Consider the following 19554-nt stretch of genomic DNA (forward strand, 5'->3'; position numbering starts at 1 on the left):
GTTGCCGCATCTCTCCAGGGCGTGGAGCAGCCCCGGCGCGAAACCGAAGCGCCGGGGCTGCTCCACGCCCTGGACCGGTGTCAGCCCCGACGCCCCGGCCCTCGCCGGCCAGCACGGGCACGGCACTGACCTTCCACTGGCCGAGCAGCTCGACGATCTGTTTGAAGGCCGCCTCGCTTCCTACGGCGACGGGGTGCGGGTCATCACATCGCTCACGGTGTAGGGAGGTTCAGGCATCACGTTCCTCCCTCTCACGCGTCGTGCGCAGGCCGACCAGCAGGGCGCGGGCGGCGTTCAACCGGTGGGCCAGCACCCGGCCGACCCAGTGCTCGACGGTCCGGCCGAACTCGGCGTCGTCCAGGCACAGCAGACGGACGGCGACCGCGTCGAACTCATAGGCCTGCACCTGGGTCACCGTCGCTGCGCTCAGCTGCCAGGCGTACGGCTCGTACAGCCAGGACCAGCCGACGAGATCACCGACTCCGAGGGTCTCGACGACCGGTGGTCGACGGTCGGGTACCTGCATGTCGAGGGCGACGGTGCCGTGCTGGATGATCCAGAACCGGTCGGCGTGCCCGCCTTCCTCGAACAGCCAGGTGTCCGGCGCGAAGCGCACCTCGCGGCCGAAGTGGAGCAGCCGTTCGCGATGCACCTGGGGCAGTGCATGGTTCACACGGAGTGCCATCGAAGGGGGCATCAGTCTGTCTCCGTTCCCTGTTCGGCCTCCGGTACGGCGGCCGGCGGGCGGTCGTCGTACCGGAGGCGGTGCCGCACGTACGCGGCCTCGTACCTGCACCGTGCGCCACGACGGCCCCGTCCCACAGGTGCCGAAGGACCCATCGGCCGGGGTCGACCCTCCCCGCTTCCGCCTACGACGGAACGACGGCGACCGGGCAGCGGGCGTGCTCCAGGAGGGCCAGGGCGGTGGAGCCCGGGGCGGTGTGCCGTCCGACCACCACCAGCCCGGACGTCTCGGAGGTATGGGCCAGTGCCTCGGCCGGGGGGAACAGCAGCACGTCCTCCCGGACTTCGACGTCCGGGTACTTACTCCGCCACGGACGCAGCGCGTCGGACAGCAGATCCTCTTCGTGGTCCTCCCAGGTGGCCCGGTCCGTCTCCGAGACCGGGACGGGCGACGCGGCGGCGCGCGTCGGCAGCGCCCAGGCGTGCACCGCGTGCAGCCGGACGCGGTGCAGCCGGGCGGCCTCGAAGGCGAAGCCGAGCGCCCCGCCCGCCGGGTCACGGGCGTCGACACCCACGGTCACGGCGTCCGTGTGACCCGGCACATCGAGCCCCGCGAGGGTCCCGGGCACGAGCACCAGGGGCCCGGCGCACCCAGTGGCGAGGGCCGCCGCGGTCGAGCCCAGGGGCATCCGGGCGTGCTGACCCTCGCCGCGCAGGCCGAGCACGACCAGTTCCGCCTGCGCGCTCGCCGCCCGCAGCTCGGGGACGGGCGCACCGGTTCGGCTCACCGCCCGGACCGTCAACGACGGGTGCCGTGCAGTGAGTTCGGCGACCACGTGATCCGCCACGGTGTCCGGGCGGTAGGGCCACTGCTCCACGGGGTCCAGGTTCTCGGGCGGTGCCACGTGCGCCACCCGCAGGGGCAGCCCGCGCCGCAGCGCCTCGCGCGCCGCCCAGTCCGCGGCGACGCGACTGCGCGCCGACCGGTCGACGCCGGTGATGATCACTCGTTCCATGGCGTGCCGCCCTCCAGGTCCGTTGCCTTACCACCCTGACCCTGCGGGGCGGGCTCGCGCTGGGGCCGAACGGACCCCGGTTGGAGACCTGGCGGCCCATACCTGCCCGTAGGCCGCAGGACGACGCTGGAAGGAAGGAGCAGACCGAGCGCAGGAGGTGCGGATCATGCTGCCGCCCGTCATCGCCGGAGTCGACGGTTCCGCCGAGAGTCTCGCCGCCGCCGACTGGGCCGCCCGCGAGGCGGCACGCCGCGACCGGCCGTTGCGGCTCGTGCACGTCTGGAACTGGCACCCCCGCCAGGAGGACGGCGAGCCTGTCACGGCCGCCCAGCGGCATCAGGCGCGCCACGTCCTGCGACAGGCCAAGGAGCGGGTCCGTGCCGTTGCCCCGAACGTCCGCCCGTACGAAGAGCAGGTGGAGGGTCCCGCGACCGCCGCCCTGCTGGCGGCGGCCGAGGAGTCAGAGCTGGTGGTACTCGGCTCACGAGGTCTGAGCGGGGTCACCGGGTTCCTGGTGGGCTCGGTCGCGCAGGGCGTGGTGGCCCGAGCCACCCGCCCCGTGGTCCTCGTCCGGGCCGGCGAGGAAGCCACCGACGAACACTTTCCGGCGCCCGCCGGCCGCCCCTCCATCCTGACCGGCTACCGGGACGTGGTCCTGGGCGTCGACCTGGGCGACCCCTGCGACGCGGTGATCGAGTTCGCCTTCGAGGCGGCCCGGCTGCGTGACGCGCGGCTCCGCGTGGTCCACGCCTGGCAGTCTCCGTCCCCGCTGGGGCTCGGCCCCGGCGAGATCGGCCTGGTGAGCGGAGTGCGGCGGGCCGAGGAATGGCTCGGCTTCCTGTCCGCCGTACTCCAGGTGTGGCGCGACAAGTACCCCGGCGTCGAGGTCGCCGAGACCGTCGCGGAGGGCCGGGCCCGGTCCGCGCTGCTCCGGTCCGCCTCCGGCGCGGGCCTCCTCGTGGTCGGCCGCCACCTCACCGACCGTCCGGCGGGCCCGCGCATCGGCCCCGTCACCCACGCCGCCATCCATCACGTCGGCTGTCCCGTGGCCGTCGTACCCCACGAGTGAGAGGCCCGAGTCCTCATGACCGCACCGACCAAGTACGTGTACGAATTCGCCGAAGGCAGCCGGGAGATGGCCGCCCTGCTGGGCGGCAAGGGCGCCGGCCTGGCCGAGATGACGCGGCTCGGGCTGCCCGTGCCGCCCGGATTCACCGTCACCACCGAGGCCTGCAAGGCCTACCTGAAGACGGGGGAGGAGCCGCCCGAGCTGGCCGTCGAGGCGGCCCGCGCGCTCGCCGGACTGGAACGGACCATGGGCCGCACCCTCGGCGCCCCCGACGATCCACTGCTCGTGTCCGTCCGCTCGGGCGCCCGCTTCTCCATGCCCGGGATGATGGACACCATCCTCGACATCGGCCTCAACGACCGTTCTGTCACGGGGCTTGCCGAGGCGTCCGGACAGGAGCGCTTCGCGTGGGACTCCTACCGGCGGCTCATCCAGATGTTCGGGCACACCGTGATGGGCGTGGAGGGCGACCTGTTCGAGCAGGCCATCGCCACGCACAAGGCACAGCGTGAGGTGAGCGGTGACCACGACCTCGACACGGCCGAACTCGCCCTGATCACCGAGGAGTTCAAGGCCATCATCCGCAAGGAGACCGGTGAGGACTTCCCGCAGGACCCGGCCGAGCAGCTGACCAGTGCCATCCGCGCGGTCTTCGACTCCTGGAACGGCGAACGCGCCCACATCTACCGTCACCGCGAACACATCTCCGAGGATCTCGGCACCGCCGTCAACGTCCAGGCGATGGTCTTCGGCAACCTCCGCTCCCCTGTGACATTCGAAGGCAGCGGTACCGGCGTCACCTTCACCCGCGATCCCGCCACCGGCGAACGCGGCATGTACGGCGACTACCTGCCCGACGCCCAGGGCGAGGACGTCGTCGCGGGCGTCCGCGACGCACTGCCCCTGAGCGAACTGAAGCGGCTCAACCCGCGCGTCTACATCCAACTCGCCGATCACCTGCGCACGTTGGAGCACCACTACCGCGACCTGTGCGACGTCGAGTTCACCGTCGAGCGCGGCAGGCTGTGGATCCTCCAGACCCGCGTCGGCAAGCGCACCGCCGAGGCCGCCTTCCGTATCGCCCACGACCTGCGCGAGGAGGGCACGATCGACTCGGACGAGGCCCTGGTCCGCGTCGACGGCGCCGAACTGACCCGCCTGATGTTCCCCCGCTTCGACACCACCCCGGCCGACGTGCCCCTCGCCCAGGGCGTCCCCGCCTCCCCGGGCGCGGCCGTCGGTGTCGTGGTCTTCGACTCCGCCGAGGCGGTACGACGCGCCGCGGCCGGCGAGGCCACGGTCCTCGTCCGTCGGGAGACCACCCCCGACGACCTACCCGGAATGATCGCCGCACAGGCCGTCCTGACCAGCCGCGGCGGCAAGACCAGCCACGCCGCCGTCGTCGCCCGCGGCATGGGCAAGGTCTGCGTCTGCGGCGCCGAAGCCCTCATCGTCGACCCGGTGGCTCGCCAATTCACCACGGAATCAGGCGTGTTGGTGCACGAGGGCGACACCGTCTCCGTCGACGGCACCGCCGGCACCGTCCACCTCGGCGCACTCCCACTGACCGCGTCCGACGTCGGCCGCGCACTGGAGACCGGCACCGCGAGCGGCCCGCTCACCGAGGCGGTCCTGGGTGCCCTCACCCACGCCGATTCCGTACGACGCCTCGAAGTCCGGGCCAACGCCGACACCCCCGAGGACGCCGTACGAGCCCGCAGCCTGGGCGCGCAGGGCATCGGCCTGTGCCGCACCGAGCACATGTTCCTCGGCGAACGCAGGGCACTGGTCGAGGCGATGATCCTGGCCCGTGACGACAGCGCCCGCCAGAAGGCCCTCGCCGCCCTGCTGCCCCTGCAACGCGAGGACTTCACCGGAATCCTGACCGCGATGGACGGACTGCCGGTGACCATCCGGCTCATCGACCCGCCGCTGCACGAATTCCTGCCGGACCGCACGGAGTTGGCCGTACGCCTGGCCCGCACCGAGCACCCGGACCCGCACGACCGCGAACTCCTCGCCGCCGTGGAGCGCATGCACGAGCAGAACCCCATGCTCGGACTGCGCGGTGTCCGACTCGGCCTGGCCGTGCCCGGTCTGATGGCCATGCAGGTGCGGGCGATAGCCGAGGCCGTGGTCGCGCGATTGCGGGCCGGTGGCCGACCGCGCGCCGAGATCATGATCCCGCTCGTCGACACGGTCGAGGAACTGCGCCTGGCGCGCACCGAGGCGGAGGCCGTCCTCGCCGAGGTCGAGGCAGAGACCGGCACGACCCTCGACTGCCCGATCGGCACGATGATCGAGCTGCCGCGCGCCGCGCTCACCGCGGGACGTATCGCCGAGTCCGCCGACTTCTTCTCCTTCGGCACCAACGACCTGACCCAGACCACCTGGGGCCTGTCCCGCGACGACGCCGAGGCCTCCTTCTTCCCGCTGTACCTGGAGAAGGGCGTCTTCACCGTGTCGCCGTTCGAGACGATCGACCAGGAGGGCGTGGGCCGGCTCGTGGAGATCGCCGTCGAGGCGGGCCGAGCCGTCAACTCCCGCCTGGAGACCGGGGTCTGCGGCGAACATGGCGGCGACCCCGAGTCCATCCACTTCTTCCACCGGGTGGGACTCGACTACGTCTCCTGCTCGCCCTTCCGCATACCGGCGGCACGGCTGGAGGCGGGGCGGGCGGCTCTCATGGACATCACTGGGGGTAGCGACAGCAGGTAGGAAGAGCGCCGTGGGCGGCGGATGCGGGATCCTTGAAGGCCGTGCACCCGCCGCCTCGGCGTCTCAGAACAGTGCTCCGGCAGTTGCATGTGTTCCGGTTCAGTCGAAGAGGACGCCGGGGTTGAGGATTCCGTCCGGATCGAAGGCTCGCTTGATACCGCGCGTCAGCTCCACCTTCGTGGGGTCTTCCAGCTCCAGGAAGTAGCGCTTCTTCGCCGTACCGATGCCGTGCTCGCCCCAGACGGCACCACCGAGGTCAACTCCCGCGCGGAACAGCCGCCGTAGGATTTCGCGTTCTGCCGCCCGGGTTGTACGGGCGGCCGACAGTGTTCAGGGCCCATGCCACCAAGCCAACTCGCGGGCTGATCGCGGAGGCAGGGGCCGAAGGTCCCCGCTCACCTGCCGATCGCCCCTGGCCGGGCGGTGAGCCCTCCGGCCCCGGCTGCGACCGCCTCGCCCACGCGTGCACCGGTCCGCATAGTCTCGGTACCTGTGGATCACTCCTGATGGACGGAGTCAATGGACGGAGTCAGCCGACCGACGGACTCGGCGAGAGCGTGCTGTTCGCCGACGCAGTGAGAACGACCTGCGGCTGTGTCGCGACCGGGGGCGGCGGGGTCATGTCCTGGGCCGGGAGCGTGGGCGCGGTGGTCTCCTGGACGAGGACCTGGTCGAAGTCGACCAGGCCGGTCTTCTCCAGGACCGTGAGGTGGTCCAGGTCCGTGTCGTTGGCCTGGTCGGCCAGGGCGCGGACCAGCGAGTTCCTCGTGGTGGTGCGGACGCTCGCGATCGTGGAGAGGGCCTGGCCGTCTGTCGCGCGCAGGAGGGTGGCCATGGCGGTGTCGAACCGCTTGCCGCTGTCCGCCTTCAATGTGGCCACGAAGCCCTGCTGTTGTGGCGACGGCCGATTGGGCAGGGTGATGTTCAACCGTTCGGCGACTCTGCGGCAGGCGGCGTCCAGCGAGGCACGCCCGTCGACCAGATGCTCCCCTGCGATCCTGACGGCTTTCGTCGTGCCCTTCCTCGACGCCGTCTGACCGACGGGGTACTCCCACAGTCCGGCGGAGCGCACCTCGACCACGAAATCCCGGTCGGCTTCCGTCAGCGGTCCGGTGGCCGGGGTGGCGATGACCCGCTCGGGCGCGCTGCCGACCTTCTGGACTCCGAGCACGGCGGGGTAGAGGAGCGACCCGAGAGTGAGGCTGAGCGCACCACCCACGAAGAGAGTTCCCGCCGCTTTGCGTGAAACGCGCACCATGTCTCCTGTCCGGTTCGGAAACCGCACGTACAGAAGTACGGATGCGGGGGTCCCGTGGAACCTTTCGGGCTCGCAACGGGTTCGTAAAGCCGATCGGCGTTCGGCACCCCGGCTGAAGGACGCGCGGAACCTGTCCCCCTCGGCCTTGCGCCCGCCGGTGCCGCGGACGTCACCGAGGTGTGGGCAGCGGTTGCTCCGGGGTGTCCGCCTGCTGGAGTTCGGCGAGGATCTGGTTCTGTCCGGTGAGGAGTTCGGTGAGGATGCGGCGCGCGGCGCGCAGGAGTTCGGCGACGTCTCCGCCGGCGAGCGCGTAGCGGACCGTGGAACCCTCCCGGATGGACACGACGATGCCGGAGCGGCGCAGGACGGCCAGTTGCTGCGACAGGCTGGACGGCTCGATCTCGATGTCGGCGAGCAGGTCCCGCACGGACACCGGCCCGTGCTGGAGGAGTTCCAGCACCCTGATGCGCACAGGGTGCCCGAGCATGCGGAAGAAGTCCGCCTTGACCTGGTAGAGGGGGACCTGCATGGATGCTCGCTCCTTGCCGGGTGGGTGGGAATGCGGCTCGCGGGGTGTGGCGGCTTCCGAGGGCGGCGTCACACCACAGGCCGCCCTCGGAAGCCGATCCTTCACGCCCCTGGCCCTGCACGGGCGCACCTTGTGACCATGCTGATGTGATGAGTTGAAGAAGTCTTCACATCAAGGGCAGGCGTGATCCCTGCACGTCGGGTCGGGCTAGATCTCGATCGCCTCCTCCACGCGCTTGAGTTGGTGGCGGGCCATCGCCAGGTTCGAGCGACCCTTGTCGAGCACGAGATACAGGAACAGGCCGTTGCCGTTGCGGCCGGTGACCAGGCGGATCAGGTGGTACTGGCTGTCCAGCGTGATCAGGATGTCCTCGATCTGACCCTTGAGGCCCAGTTGCTCCATGGTGCGCACCTTGGACCGGATCACATCCGTGTTCCCGGCGGCGGCGACCGTCAGGTCCAGGCTCTTGCTGCCACCCAGCGTGCCCAGCGCCATCCCGCTGGTGTAGTCGACGACCGCGGCCCCCAACGCCCCCTCGATCCCGGCCGTCATTTCCTTCAGCGACACTTCCACATTCGCCACTGGGCCTCCCCTTGTGTTCTGTCGGCTACGGCGGACCGGTGCCGATCCGCCTCGGTGCCGGGACCGTACGCAAGTGGCTCGCGCTTCCGGGGAGTCTCTTCGGGACTGATCCATGACGACCGGACAACGCCACGACGGGACCTGTTGATGGTCCACAACTGGTCCGACCGGTACGGAAGTTGACGCCTGGTCCGGTGCGAGCGGCACACCGGTCCAACATTCCGGGGCCCGTCCACGAGGCACGTCGGTGGGCCGTTCGGGACCTGACGGCCGGGACCAATGGTCCCGGGCGGGGATATTCGGCCACTGACCACGATCACCGCCGCCGAGAAGGATCGTGCACAGATCGGATTCCCCGCAGCCACGCGCACAAGGAGCACCACGATGCCCAGGACCCCAGGAAACAGTGAAGGGGCGGTTCCCAAGGCGGCACTCGGCCTCTCCGGTGCGACCGCGCTCGTGGTCGGCACCATCATCGGGACCGGGGTGTTCGCACTCCCCTCGGCTCTGGCGCCGTACGGGCCGATCGCGCTGGTGGCGTTCGGGGTCGTCACCCTGGGCGCCCTCGCGCTGGCGGTGACCTTCGGGGCGCTGTCGAAGCGCGTTCCGGGGAGCGGCGGACCGTACGTCTACGCCCGTGAGGCCTTCGGTGAGTTCGCCGGATTCCTCAACGCCTGGTCGTACTGGATCACCGCCTGGGCGGGGAACGCCGCGATCGTGGTGGCCTGGGTCGGCTATGTCGAGGTGTTCGTCAACACCGGCCACAAGACGGCGATTTCGATAGGTATCGCGCTGATCGGGCTCTGGACACCCGCCGCGATCAACCTCACCGGCGTACGGAACATGGGCGCGTTCCAGGTGTTCACCACCGTGCTGAAGTTCGTCCCGCTGCTCTTCATGGCCACCATCGGGCTGCTGTTCATCGACCCGCACAACTTCGGTCCGTTCAACGCCAGTGGCCAGTCGGCGATGGGCGCGATCTCGGCCGCCGCGCCGATCGCCCTGTTCAGCTACATCGGCCTGGAGGCCGCCTCGGTGGTCGCCGGACGCGTCCGCGAGCCGGGCCGCAACGTGCCGCGCGCCACCATCTACGGCACCCTCGCCTGCGCCGTCATCTACATCCTGGGCACCCTCGCCGTCTTCGGCACCGTCTCGCACGGTCAACTCGGCGTGTCCACCGCCCCGTTCACCGACGCCGCCAACAACATCCTCGGCGGCACCTGGGCCGGCGACACGGTCGCCGTCGCCGCGATCGTCTCCGGCATCGGCGCGCTGAACGGCTGGACCATGCTCTGCGCCGAGATGCCGTACGCCGCCGCCCGCGACGGACTCTTCCCCGGCGCCTTCGCCAAGCTGCGCGGCGAGAACGGCGTCCCCGTCTTCGGGATCATCGCCTCGACCGTCCTGGCCTCCCTGATCACGATCTTCAGCTACACCCGCTTCGACGACGTCTTCACCAAGATCGTGCTGCTGAGCGTGTTCACGGCCGTGATCCCGTACCTGTTCTCCGCCGCCGCCCAGCTGTACTGGCTGCTGGTGCGCGGACGCGAGAGCATCGCCGGCCGACGGCTGGCCCGCGACATCACCGTCTCCGTCCTGGCGATGGTCTTCTCGTACTGGGCGATCCAGGGCAGCGGCTACCAGACCGTCTACTACGGCCTGTTCGTCCTGCTGCTCGGCATCCCGGTGTACGTGTGGCTGAAGCGGGGCCAGGGCGTCTACGGCGAGGAGCCGACCCCCGAGCCCGTCGGCAGGGAGAGGACCCCCGAGATCGCCGCCCCACCGGTCAAGCGGATCTCCCGCGCACTTCCCACCAGCCGCGCCGGGGCCTTCCTACGGAACCGCCGCCGCAACCACCGCTGACCGTGCCCCGCCTCAGCCCTCGCACCCGTACGACCAGAGGAGCAGCCCCGCCATGAACGCCACCGCCTTCCACGTCGACTCCGAGGTCGGCCGCCTCCGCCAGGTGATCCTGCACCGCCCCGGCCTGGAACTCTCCCGGCTGACCCCGCGCAACGTCGACGCCCTGCTCTTCGACGACATCCTGTGGGCCAAGCGCGCCCGCGAGGAGCACGACGCCTTCGCCCAGGTCCTGCGTGACCACGGCGCCCGTGTCCACTACTTCGCCGACCTGCTGGCCGAGACCCTCGCAGATCCCGAGGCCCGGGACTGGCTGCTGGAGCGGGTCGTCACCCCGGCCGCTGTCGGCCCGGCACTGATCGACCCCCTGCGCGAGCTGTGCATCGACCTCGACGGGGAGACGCTCACCGGCCACCTCATCGGCGGCATCCTCAAGAGCGACCTGACGCTCCCCACCCCGCACAGCCTGGTCTGGAACACCCTCGACGCCGAGGACTTCGCGCTCACGCCGCTCCCCAACCACCTCTTCCCGCGCGACAACTCCTGCTGGACGTACGACCGTCTGTCGGTCAACCCGATGGCCAAGCTCGCCCGGCGCCGCGAGAGCCTGCACGCCGAGGCCATCTACCGCTTCCACCCGATGTTCGCCGGCACCGTCACGACTCCACTCCTCGACGGCGAGGTCGGCACCCTGGAGGGCGGCGACGTCCACGTCCTCGGCAACGGTGCCGTCATGGTCGGCATGGGGGAGCGCACCACCGCCCAGGCCGTGGAGAACCTGGCCGCCCGGCTCTTCGCCACCGGCACGGCGAACCGCCTGCTCGCCGTCCAACTCCCCGCCGCCCGGGCCTACATGCACCTCGACACCGTGCTCACCATGGTCGACCGGGACGCCTTCACCATCTACCCGGGCCTCGCGGACTCCCTGCGCTCGTGGACCCTCACGCCCAGCGACGCCCGCGAGACCGGCTTCGAGGTCACCCCGAACTCCGACCTGGCCGGCGCCCTGGCCGAGGCCCTCGACCGGGACAAGGTCCGGATGCTGTCCGCGCCGCAGGACATCCGCAGCGCCGAGCGCGAACAGTGGGACGACGGCAGCAACTTCCTCGCCGTAGCCCCCGGTGTCGTCGTCGGCTACGAGCGCAACGTCACCACCAACACCTACCTCCGCAAGCAGGGCATCGAGATCGTCACCATCGCCGGCGCCGAACTCGGCCGCGGCCGGGGCGGACCGCGCTGCATGAGCTGCCCCATCGAACGCGACCCGGCCGCCTGACCCGAGAACGAGGGACTTCACCATGACCGTCGACCTACGAGGCCGCTCCTACCTGAGCGAACTCGACTTCACCGCCCCCGAGATCCACCACCTCCTCGACCTCGCCGCCGACCTCAAGACCGCCAAGCGCAACGGCACCGAACAGCCCCGACTGACCGGCCGCAACCTCGCGCTGATCTTCGAGAAGACCTCCACGCGCACCCGTTGCGCCTTCGAGGTCGCCGCCGCCGACCAGGGCGCCCACACCACCTACCTCGGCCCCGGCGACACCCACGTCGGCAGCAAGGAGTCCATCGCCGACACCGCCCGGGTGCTGGGCCGGATGTTCGACGGCATCGAGTACCGCGGCTCCGCCCAGTCGATCGTCACCGAACTCGCCGCCCGCTCCGGGGTTCCCGTCTACAACGGCCTGACCGACACCGCCCACCCCACCCAGAGCCTGTGCGACGTCCTCACCATGCACGAGCACAGCCCGAAACCCCTGCCGGACATCAGCTACTGCTACCTCGGCGACGCCCGCAACAACATGGGCAACTCGCTGCTGTCCATGGGCGCCCTGCTCGGCATGGACGTACGGATCGGCGCCCCGAAGGCGCTGTGGCCGACGGCCGAACTCGTCGCCGCCTGCCGGGTGTTGGGCGAGAACAGCGGAGCCCGCATCACTCTCACCGAGGACGTCGACACCGCCGTACAGGGGGCCGACTTCCTCCACACCGACGTATGGGTCTCCATGGGCGAGTCGGCCGACTCCTGGCGGAAGCGGATCGAACTGCTCCTCCCGTACCAGGTGAACGACAAGACGCTGGCCGCCACCGGCAACCCGGACGTCAAGTTCATGCACTGCCTGCCGGCCCTGCACGATCGCCGCACCCACCTCGGCCAGGACCTCTTCGACACCTACGGCCTGGACGGCCTGGAGGTCACCGACGACGTGTTCTCGTCCCCCGCCTCGATCGTCTTCGACCAGGCGGAGAACCGACTGCACACCATCAAGGCCGTACTCGTCGCCACCCTGGAGGTCTGAGTCATGCGCATCGTCATCGCGCTCGGCGGCAACGCCCTGCTGCACCGCGGCGAACGCCCCGACGCGGTCGTCCAGGAGGCGAACATCGACCGGGTGACCACCGCGATCGCCGCCCTCGCCCACGACCACGAGATCGTCATCACCCACGGCAACGGCCCCCAGATCGGCCTGCTCGCCATGGAGAGCGCCGCCGACCCCGCCCTCAGCGCCCCCTACCCCCTCGACCTGCTCGGTGCCCAGACCCAGGGCATGATCGGTTCCTTGCTGGCGCGCACCCTGCACGATGCGCTGCCCGGCCGCCGTATCGCCGCGATCGTGACCCACACCCTCGTCCGGGCCGACGATCCGGCCTTCGAGCACCCCACGAAGTTCGTCGGCCAGGTGTACTCCCACGACGTGGCGTCCGCGCTCGCCCGCGAACGCGGCTGGCACATCGCCGCTGACACCACCGGCTGGCGTCGCGTGGTTCCCTCCCCGGCACCCGAGCGGATCCTGGAGACCGACACCATCCACGACCTGCTGGGCAGCGGCACGCTCGTCATCTGCGCCGGCGGCGGAGGCATCCCCGTCACCGCGGACGACGACACCGGCGCGCTCTCCGGGGCGGAGGCCGTCGTGGACAAGGACTTCACGGCAGCCCTGCTCGCCGAGCACCTGAAGGCCGACTTCCTGCTCATCCTCACGGACGTGCCCTGCGTCTACTCCGGCTACGGCACCCCCGACCAGCAGCCCGTCCTCGGTGCAACCCCCGCCGATCTGCGCCGGGGCGGCTTCCCCGAGGGCTCGATGGGCCCCAAGGTCGAGGCCGCCGCCCGGTTCGTCGAACGCACCGGGGGGCTGGCCGCGATCGGTGCCCTGGACGCGGCGTACGAGATCGTCCACGGCCGGTCGGGCACCCTCGTCCGCCCCGACCTGCCCGTCGTGTGAGCGTCCGCAGCGGGGAGGGCCGTTCGGCCCTCCCTGTGGGTCGGACGGCCAAGGTCAGGGCCCTGACCGGCCCTCCCGGCGACCGGAGCATCGGACCAGCATGGAGTCAGGGAGACATTCCCGTGCGGAGCAAGGGAGAGAACCGGCGATGACAACGACAGCGGTAGTCGGAACACGCGCAACCGAGGCCTGGCGGGAGTTCGCGGGAACCGGCTGGCGCGAGCACGTTGACGTGCGCGACTTCATCCAGGCCAACTACACCCCGTACGAAGGCGACGCCGGCTTCCTGACCGGCCCCACCGACCGCACGCGAGCCGTCTGGGACAAGGTCAGCGCCCTGTTCCCGGAGGAGCGGCGCAAAGGCATCCTCGACGTCGACGCGACGACCCCCTCCACGATCACCTCGCACGCCCCCGGATACATCGACCGCGCACGGGAGTTGATCGTCGGCCTGCAGACCGACGCTCCGCTGAAGCGCGCGATCATGCCCAACGGCGGCCTGCGCATGGTCGAGAACAGCCTGAAGGCCTACGGCTACGAGCCCGACCCCTTCGTCACACGCGTCTTCGGCACCTACCGCAAGACCCACAACGACGGTGTCTTCGACGCCTACACGCCCGACATGCGCGCCGCCCGCAAGGCGGGCATCATCACCGGACTGCCCGACGCCTACGGCCGCGGCCGGATCATCGGCGACTACCGGCGCGTGGCCCTGTACGGCACGGACCGCCTGATCGAGGCCAAGAAGGTCGAGCGGGCCCTGCTCGACGCCTGTGCGTCCAGTACCGAGGTCATCCGGGACCGGGAGGAACTCGCCGAACAAACACGGGCGTTGGGCGAGCTGACGCGGATGGCGGCCACCTACGGCTGTGACGTCTCCCGCCCCGCCGCGACCGCCCGCGAGGCGGTGCAGTGGCTCTACCTCGGCTACCTCGCCGCCGTGAAGGAGCAGAACGGCGCCGCGATGTCGCTGGGCCGCACCTCCACCTTCCTCGACGTCTACCTCCAACGCGACCTGGACGAGGGCGTGTTGGACGAGTCCGGTGCCCAGGAGCTGATCGACGACTTCGTGATCAAGCTGCGGATCGTACGGTTCCTGCGCACCCCCGAGTACGACGCCCTGTTCTCCGGCGACCCGACCTGGGTGACCGAGTCCATCGGCGGCATGGGCGAGGACGGACGCACCCTCGTCACCCGCACCTCCTACCGCTTCCTCCAGACCCTCTACAACCTCGGCCCCGCACCCGAACCCAACCTGACCGTCCTGTGGTCACCTCAACTCCCCTTCGCGTTCCGGGAGTTCTGCGCCCAGGTCTCCATCGACACCAGCGCCGTCCAGTACGAGTCCGACGAACTGCTGCGCCCGTGCACCGGCGACGACACCGCGATCGCCTGCTGCGTGTCGGCGATGCAGGTCGGCCGCCAGATGCAGTTCTTCGGCGCCCGCGTCAACCTCGCCAAGGCACTCCTGTACGCGGTCAACGGCGGCCGCGACGAGATGACCGGCGACCAGATCTCACCCGAAGCACCTCCGCTGACCGGCGAGTACCTCGACTACGACGAGCTGTCGGCGGCCTATGACCACGTCCTGGACTGGCTGGCGCGGACGTACGTCAACGCTCTCAACGTCATCCACTACATGCACGACAAGTACGCCTACGAACGCATCGAGATGGCCCTGCACGACTACCCCGTGCACCGCTTCATGGCCTGCGGCATCGCCGGCCTCTCCGTCGCCGCCGACAGCCTCTCCGCCGTCAAGTACGCCCGGGTGAAGGTGTTCCGCGACGCCACCGGCCTCGCCGTCGACTTCCGCACCGAGGGTGACTTCCCGGCCTACGGCAACAACGACGACCGCGCCGACAGCATCGCCGTAGGACTCGTCGAGTCCTTCATGGAGAAGGTGCGCCAGTACCCCACCCACCGGGGCGCCGAGCACACCCAGTCGGTGCTGACGATCACCTCGAACGTCGTCTACGGCAAACACACCGGCACCACCCCCGACGGCCGCCTCGCCGGGCAGCCCTTCGCCCCCGGCGCCAACCCGATGAACGGCCGCGACCGGCACGGAGTCGCCGCCTCCGCCCTCTCGGTCGCCAAGCTGCCCTACGAACAGGCCCGGGACGGGATCTCGCTGACGACGACGATCACGCCCGAGGGGCTGGGCCACGCGCCCGACGAGCGTGCCGGACACCTGGTGGGCATCCTCGACGCCTACACGTCCGCAGGCGGCTTCCACATGAACGTCAACGTCCTCGACCGCACGACGCTGGAGGACGCGATGCAACACCCGGAGAACTACCCCGACTTGACCATCCGGGTGTCCGGCTACGCGGTCAACTTCGTCCGGCTGACCCGCGAGCAGCAGCTCGACGTGATCAGCCGTACCTTCCACGGATCGCTGTGAGTACGGTGCGCACCGCTACCACCGGCCGGATCCACTCCTGGGACCTGTCCACCGGCGTGGACGGTCCCGGGACCCGGTTCGTCCTCTTCGTCTCCGGCTGCCCGCTGCGCTGCCTGTACTGCGCCAACCCCGACACCTGGCACATGCGGGACGGCCAGGAGATGAGCGTCGACGCGGTGATGGCGGAGATCGGGAAGTTCCAGGGCTTCGTCACCACGGCCGGCGGCGGGGTCACCCTCACCGGCGGCGAGCCACTGCTCCAGCCCGCGTTCACCGCGGAAGTCCTGCGCCGATGCAAGGAGGCGGGCCTGCACACCGCGCTCGACACCTCCGGCTTCCTCGGCGCCCGCGCCTCCGACGAACTCCTCGCCGACACCGACCTGGTGCTCCTGGACATCAAGTCCTTCGACGTCAACACCTACCGGAAACTGACCGGCGGCGAGCTCGCCCCCACCCTGAACTTCTCGACCCGCCTCGACCGGCTCGGCATCCCGATGTGGATCCGGTACGTCCTGGTCCCCGGCTGGACCGACGACCCGGAGTCCGTGGACGCCCTGGCCGGTTTCGTCGCGGGACTCGACGCGGTCCAGCGGGTCGACGTGCTGCCCTTCCACAAACTCGGCGCCGCGAAGTACGAAGCCCTGGGCATCCCCTTCCCGCTGCTCGACGATCCGGTGCCCGACCCCGACCTGGTCGAGAGCGTCCGCGAACGCTTCAGGGGGCGTGGAGTTCCGGCCTACTGAGTGCCGAGGGGCCCGCGCTCCCGCCTACGACGGCTTCTCCTGCGGCTTGGCCTCGATGGCTCGCCCCACCGTGAGGGCTTCGCGCAGTCCCGGCTCCAGGTCCTGAAACGCGGCGTCGGGTTCCGTACCCGTGGCATCGAGCACCTTGGAGAAGAAGCACCGTGCCCCGGCGGCGAGTGTCACGTCGAAGATCTCCTCATCGCTCAGACCGTGCGCCCGCAGCTCGTCGACGTCCCCCTGTGTCACCTGGTCGGCCGCCAACGCCACTTTCTCGGCGAAGGCCACCACGGCACGCTCGGCGGCATCCAGCGGCGCGCTCTCGCGGTCCGTCAGAAACTGGATCACGCCCTCGGAACCCATGACCTGCTCCGCGAGCATCCGTCCATGCGCCAGCGTGCAGTAGCTCGACCGCAGAGCGCCGGCCGCCGCCACGGTCGCCAGCTCGTACCGGCGCAGGTCCATGGACGACTTGATCGCCGCGTTGAGCCGCTGCCAGGCGCGATAGACGTCAGGGCGATGCGCGAACGTCTTCGTGAAGTTGGGAACGTACCCCCAGGACTTCTCGTCCCCCTCATAGATCTCGGCAACCGCGGCGTCCGCGGATTCGACGGGCACCGTACGTATAAAGGCCATCGGACTCTTCCCCCCACGCAGATCCACCGGGCCGCCCGTTCGGACGTCGGCCTCTCCCTTGTGATACGCCCCCCGACCGCCCCCGTCCATGGAGGTCCCCGCACCTACGCCAATAGCGCCAATTCGAGAACGGCCGGAAAGACGGGCCGCGCAGGCCGCAGCCCTCGTACCGCGTACTGACCGTCGCCGTTCGGCTGTCGTCCGCCGCTTGGCTGAATCACAGGCCGCAGTCCCGTCTGTCGCGCGGTAGTTTGTCCATGTTTTCCCTCGCTCCGGCCTTACAGGACCACTGGCTGTAGGGTGCAGGAGACCCTACAAACTGTAGGGGGAGGGGTGGGCAATGTCCGGCAGCGCGTACGCCACACTCGCCGGGACCCGACGGCTCGGAACGCCGACCGCGTCCCGCCGCGCGGAGTACCCGCTCGCGGCCGTGGCGGGGGCCTTCACCCTGGCCCAACTGGTCTTCGTACGCCCCGGGTTGGGCCTCGGCTGGGACGAGACCGTGTACGTCAGCCAGCTCAGCGCGCACGCCCCCGCCGCCTTCTTCAGCGCGCCCCGGGCCCGCGGCATCTCTCTCTTGGTCGCCCCCGTCACCTCCTGGTCCTCGTCCACCGTCCTGCTCCGCGTCTACCTCGCCGCACTCTCCGGCCTGGCCCTCTTCCTCGCCCTCCGCGCCTGGCGCGGCCTGTTCCCCACCCGCGTCCTCGCCCTGGCGGGCGCCCTGTTCGCCTCCCTCTGGGTGACCCTCCTCTACGGCCTGCAGGCCATGCCCAACTACTGGGTCGCCGTGGGCGCCCTCGCCGCGGCGGGCTGCTGCCTGCGCGCCTGGACCGACCGCTCGGACCGGGCCGCGCTGTGGGGCCTGGCGGCGAGCGCGTCCCTGTTGGCGTGGATGCGCCCGACCGACGCGGTCTGGGTGACGCTGCCCCTGCTTGTCCTCGTGGTGGCCGTCCGCCGCCGGCGCCTGCTCGTCGCCCTCCTCGCCGGGCTCGCGTCCGGCGCCGCGGAGTGGGTGATCGAGGCGTACGTCAGTTACGGCGGCCTGACGCAGCGGCTGCACGAGGCCTCGGCGATCGAGGGCGGACTGGGCTGGAATGTCGCGGTCCTCGACCAGTTGCGCAGCCTGGGCGGACGCGCGCTGTGCCGCCCGTGCACGGCGGAGATGCCCAACCCGGTGGTCGACGTGTGGTGGCTCCTGCTGCCCCTGTTCGCCGTCGTCGGCCTGGTCGTCGCGGTCCGCGCGCGCCGCACCGCGACCACCCTCGTTCCGCTCGCCTGCGCCGCGACGGCCGCCTTCCCGTACCTGTTCATGATCGGATACGCGGCCCCGCGCTTCCTGCTGCCCGCCTACGCGCTGGTGGCGATCCCGGTCGCCGACGGACTGATCCACCTGGTCACCAGACCGACCGGAGCCTGGCGGCGGGCGGCCGTGACCCTGCTCGCGATCGGTCTCGCCGGCCATCTCGCGATCCAACTCGCTGTCCTGGAACGGACGGTGGACCGTACGAACACCCAGCACCGCGACTGGTCCCGCATCGCCGCCGAACTCCACCGCCTCGGCGTACGCGAACCCTGCCTGCTCACCGGCCAGGACGCCATCCCGATCGCCTTCTACGCGGGCTGTGCGTCCGCCGCGATCGGCGGCCACAACGCCAACACGTCCCTGACGACCCTCGATCGGACGGCCCGCCGTATGCCCGTCGCCGACATCAGGCCGACCGGCGGCCGCCCACCCGCGTACGCCCGCGACTGGCCCGCCCACCGCTACGGCACGCTGGAACTACGTGTCGCGCCGAGCGCGGAGAAGGGCGGCGGCGGATGACGGCACCGCCCGCTCCCACCCCGACGACGACCCGCACCCCCACCACCCGCCGCCGACACGCCTACTGGCAGGCCGGGTTGACCCTCGCTGTCCTGGTCGCCGTGGTTTGTATGGTGCGGCGGCACTGGCCCGTGCTGGAGAGCGGGGCCGGGCGGCTTGCCGTCGCTGATCAGGGGTGGTTGGCGGTGGCGGGGACGGCCGCGCTCGGGACGTGGGTGTCCTCGGCGCTCGCCCAGCAGGGTGCCGTACCCCAACGGCTGCCCGGGAAAAGGCTGGTGGCCTCACAGCTCGCCGCGTCCGCCGCCAACCATGTGCTGCCCGCCGGGCTCGGCGCCGGTGCCGTCAATCTGCGGTTCCTGATGCGCTGCGGGCTGCCGGTCGGCCGCTCGGCCAGCGCTCTCGCCGTGAAGGCGACCGCAGGCGTGGTCGTCCGGGTCGTGCTCATCGGCGTCCTCGCCACGGTCTGTCCGGGGGTGCTGCGCGTCCCGGACATCTCCCTGGGCGCGGTGGGTGTCGTCCTCGCGGTCGTCGTGCTCGTGACCGTACTTCTCAACTGCCCACTGTGGCCCCGGTGTCGGCGGGCTCTCGGCACGGTGCTGACCGACATCCGGGCCGTGCATGTCCGGCCGCACCGGGCGGCTGCCCTGTGGGGCGGCTCGCTGGCCTTCGCCGCGCTGAACTGCCTGGTCCTGATCTGTGTCACCCAGGCCGTCGAACTGCCCTTGTCCCCGGCCCGGGTCGCACTGCTGTACCTCGCCGCCAGCAGCGCCGCCGCCCTGCTGCCGACCCCGGGCGGCATCGGTTCCCTCGACGCCGCCCTGGTCTTCGCGCTCACCGCCTCCGGAACCACGGCGTCGGCCGCCGCCTCCGTCGTCCTCGGCTACCGGCTGCTCACGGTGTGGCTGCCCCTGATCCCGGGCCTGTTGGTGCTCGGGGTGCTGGTCCGGCGCAAGGCACTCTGACCCCAACCGCGTTTCCAGCCCGGCCGGTTCAGGTAGGACTCCGA

18 protein-coding genes are annotated in these 19554 nt (G+C 70.7%); 11 read left to right on the plus strand and 7 right to left on the minus strand.

Annotated features, from left to right (window positions below; translation table 11 throughout):
• The first annotated feature begins 1 nt into the window (after position 1).
• The gene (locus tag OG588_RS46420) at positions 2-223 is read left to right on the plus strand and encodes a hypothetical protein (protein ID WP_405952553.1); all 222 of its coding nucleotides are present in this window, start codon (positions 2-4) and stop codon (positions 221-223) included.
• Between the two features lie 6 nt (positions 224-229).
• Here OG588_RS46420 and OG588_RS46425 read toward each other — a convergent pair whose 3' ends face one another.
• Both OG588_RS46425 and OG588_RS46430 read right to left on the minus strand, forming a co-directional pair.
• On the minus strand, positions 230-697 hold the full coding sequence (locus tag OG588_RS46425; RefSeq protein WP_405952554.1) for a Crp/Fnr family transcriptional regulator: 468 nt from the start codon (positions 695-697) through the stop codon (positions 230-232).
• Positions 698-869: 172 nt separating this feature from the next.
• Positions 870-1700, minus strand: a complete 831-nt coding sequence (locus OG588_RS46430) for a universal stress protein (protein ID WP_405952555.1) — start codon at positions 1698-1700, stop codon at positions 870-872.
• A gap of 166 nt (positions 1701-1866) precedes the next feature.
• Here OG588_RS46430 and OG588_RS46435 point away from each other — a divergent pair, with 166 nt between their 5' ends.
• Both OG588_RS46435 and ppdK read left to right on the plus strand, forming a co-directional pair.
• Positions 1867-2769 (plus strand): universal stress protein, encoded by a 903-nt coding sequence (locus OG588_RS46435; RefSeq protein ID WP_405952556.1) that lies wholly within the window; start codon positions 1867-1869, stop codon positions 2767-2769.
• Positions 2770-2784: 15 nt separating this feature from the next.
• On the plus strand, positions 2785-5487 hold the full coding sequence (gene ppdK / locus OG588_RS46440; RefSeq protein WP_405952557.1) for a pyruvate, phosphate dikinase: 2703 nt from the start codon (positions 2785-2787) through the stop codon (positions 5485-5487).
• A gap of 99 nt (positions 5488-5586) precedes the next feature.
• Here ppdK and OG588_RS46445 read toward each other — a convergent pair whose 3' ends face one another.
• The 4 genes from OG588_RS46445 to OG588_RS46460 form a co-directional block, all read right to left on the minus strand.
• Positions 5587-5814, minus strand: coding sequence for an FAD-binding oxidoreductase (locus OG588_RS46445; protein ID WP_405953388.1), 228 nt, complete (start codon positions 5812-5814; stop codon positions 5587-5589).
• 202 nt (positions 5815-6016) lie between these two features.
• Positions 6017-6706, minus strand: a complete 690-nt coding sequence (locus OG588_RS46450; RefSeq protein WP_405953389.1) for a DUF4142 domain-containing protein — start codon at positions 6704-6706, stop codon at positions 6017-6019.
• Between the two features lie 208 nt (positions 6707-6914).
• Positions 6915-7274 carry an ArsR/SmtB family transcription factor gene (locus OG588_RS46455; RefSeq protein WP_405952558.1) on the minus strand — a complete coding sequence of 120 codons (360 nt, stop codon included), beginning with the start codon at positions 7272-7274 and terminating at the stop codon, positions 6915-6917.
• A gap of 207 nt (positions 7275-7481) precedes the next feature.
• Entirely contained in the window at positions 7482-7856 is a 375-nt protein-coding gene (locus OG588_RS46460) for a hypothetical protein (RefSeq protein ID WP_405952559.1), read from the minus strand.
• A 459-nt stretch (positions 7857-8315) separates the two neighbouring features.
• Here OG588_RS46460 and OG588_RS46465 point away from each other — a divergent pair, with 459 nt between their 5' ends.
• From OG588_RS46465 to pflA, 6 genes are all read left to right on the plus strand, one after another.
• Positions 8316-9719: an APC family permease gene (locus tag OG588_RS46465; RefSeq protein WP_405953390.1), complete on the plus strand. Its 1404-nt coding sequence runs from the start codon at positions 8316-8318 to the stop codon at positions 9717-9719.
• A 52-nt stretch (positions 9720-9771) separates the two neighbouring features.
• The gene (locus tag OG588_RS46470; protein ID WP_405952560.1) at positions 9772-10992 is read left to right on the plus strand and encodes an arginine deiminase; all 1221 of its coding nucleotides are present in this window, start codon (positions 9772-9774) and stop codon (positions 10990-10992) included.
• A gap of 22 nt (positions 10993-11014) precedes the next feature.
• Positions 11015-12016, plus strand: coding sequence for an ornithine carbamoyltransferase (gene argF, locus OG588_RS46475; protein WP_405952561.1), 1002 nt, complete (start codon positions 11015-11017; stop codon positions 12014-12016).
• A gap of 3 nt (positions 12017-12019) precedes the next feature.
• Positions 12020-12943, plus strand: coding sequence for a carbamate kinase (locus OG588_RS46480; RefSeq protein WP_405952562.1), 924 nt, complete (start codon positions 12020-12022; stop codon positions 12941-12943).
• A gap of 148 nt (positions 12944-13091) precedes the next feature.
• Positions 13092-15350, plus strand: coding sequence for a formate C-acetyltransferase (pflB, locus tag OG588_RS46485; protein ID WP_405952563.1), 2259 nt, complete (start codon positions 13092-13094; stop codon positions 15348-15350).
• Complete coding sequence (gene pflA, locus OG588_RS46490; protein WP_405952564.1) at positions 15347-16093, plus strand: pyruvate formate-lyase-activating protein; 747 nt, start codon at positions 15347-15349, stop codon at positions 16091-16093. The genes pflB and pflA overlap by 4 nt, the downstream gene beginning before the upstream one ends.
• Positions 16094-16117: 24 nt before the next feature.
• On the opposite strand, the gene OG588_RS46495 is transcribed toward pflA, so the two are convergent.
• Positions 16118-16726 carry a carboxymuconolactone decarboxylase family protein gene (locus OG588_RS46495; RefSeq protein WP_405952565.1) on the minus strand — a complete coding sequence of 203 codons (609 nt, stop codon included), beginning with the start codon at positions 16724-16726 and terminating at the stop codon, positions 16118-16120.
• Between the two features lie 340 nt (positions 16727-17066).
• Between OG588_RS46495 and OG588_RS46500 the strand changes: the two genes are divergently transcribed.
• Together OG588_RS46500 and OG588_RS46505 are read left to right on the plus strand one after the other, a co-directional pair.
• A complete protein-coding gene (locus OG588_RS46500; protein ID WP_405952566.1) occupies positions 17067-18548 on the plus strand; it encodes a hypothetical protein in 1482 nt (493 codons plus the stop codon).
• On the plus strand, positions 18545-19510 hold the full coding sequence (locus OG588_RS46505) for a YbhN family protein (RefSeq protein WP_405952567.1): 966 nt from the start codon (positions 18545-18547) through the stop codon (positions 19508-19510). Before OG588_RS46500 ends, OG588_RS46505 begins: the two co-directional genes overlap by 4 nt.
• The last annotated feature ends 44 nt before the right edge of the window (positions 19511-19554 follow it).

The sequence above is a fragment of the Streptomyces prunicolor genome (genome assembly GCF_045162825.1).
Classification (GTDB): domain Bacteria; phylum Actinomycetota; class Actinomycetes; order Streptomycetales; family Streptomycetaceae; genus Streptomyces; species Streptomyces prunicolor.

What these genes read in the sequence shown, in the direction of transcription:
- OG588_RS46435 (WP_405952556.1), top strand. Translation starts at nt 1,867, where the DNA reads ATGCTGCCGCCCGTCATCGCCGGAGTCGACGGTTCCGCCGAGAGTCTC.
- OG588_RS46455 (WP_405952558.1), bottom strand. Translation starts at nt 7,274, where the DNA reads ATGCAGGTCCCCCTCTACCAGGTCAAGGCGGACTTCTTCCGCATGCTC.
- OG588_RS46500 (WP_405952566.1), top strand. Translation starts at nt 17,067, where the DNA reads ATGTCCGGCAGCGCGTACGCCACACTCGCCGGGACCCGACGGCTCGGA.
- OG588_RS46430 (WP_405952555.1), bottom strand. Translation starts at nt 1,700, where the DNA reads ATGGAACGAGTGATCATCACCGGCGTCGACCGGTCGGCGCGCAGTCGC.
- ppdK (WP_405952557.1), top strand. Translation starts at nt 2,785, where the DNA reads ATGACCGCACCGACCAAGTACGTGTACGAATTCGCCGAAGGCAGCCGG.
- OG588_RS46505 (WP_405952567.1), top strand. Translation starts at nt 18,545, where the DNA reads ATGACGGCACCGCCCGCTCCCACCCCGACGACGACCCGCACCCCCACC.
- argF (WP_405952561.1), top strand. Translation starts at nt 11,015, where the DNA reads ATGACCGTCGACCTACGAGGCCGCTCCTACCTGAGCGAACTCGACTTC.
- OG588_RS46425 (WP_405952554.1), bottom strand. Translation starts at nt 697, where the DNA reads ATGCCCCCTTCGATGGCACTCCGTGTGAACCATGCACTGCCCCAGGTG.
- OG588_RS46495 (WP_405952565.1), bottom strand. Translation starts at nt 16,726, where the DNA reads ATGGCCTTTATACGTACGGTGCCCGTCGAATCCGCGGACGCCGCGGTT.
- pflB (WP_405952563.1), top strand. Translation starts at nt 13,092, where the DNA reads ATGACAACGACAGCGGTAGTCGGAACACGCGCAACCGAGGCCTGGCGG.
- OG588_RS46480 (WP_405952562.1), top strand. Translation starts at nt 12,020, where the DNA reads ATGCGCATCGTCATCGCGCTCGGCGGCAACGCCCTGCTGCACCGCGGC.
- OG588_RS46470 (WP_405952560.1), top strand. Translation starts at nt 9,772, where the DNA reads ATGAACGCCACCGCCTTCCACGTCGACTCCGAGGTCGGCCGCCTCCGC.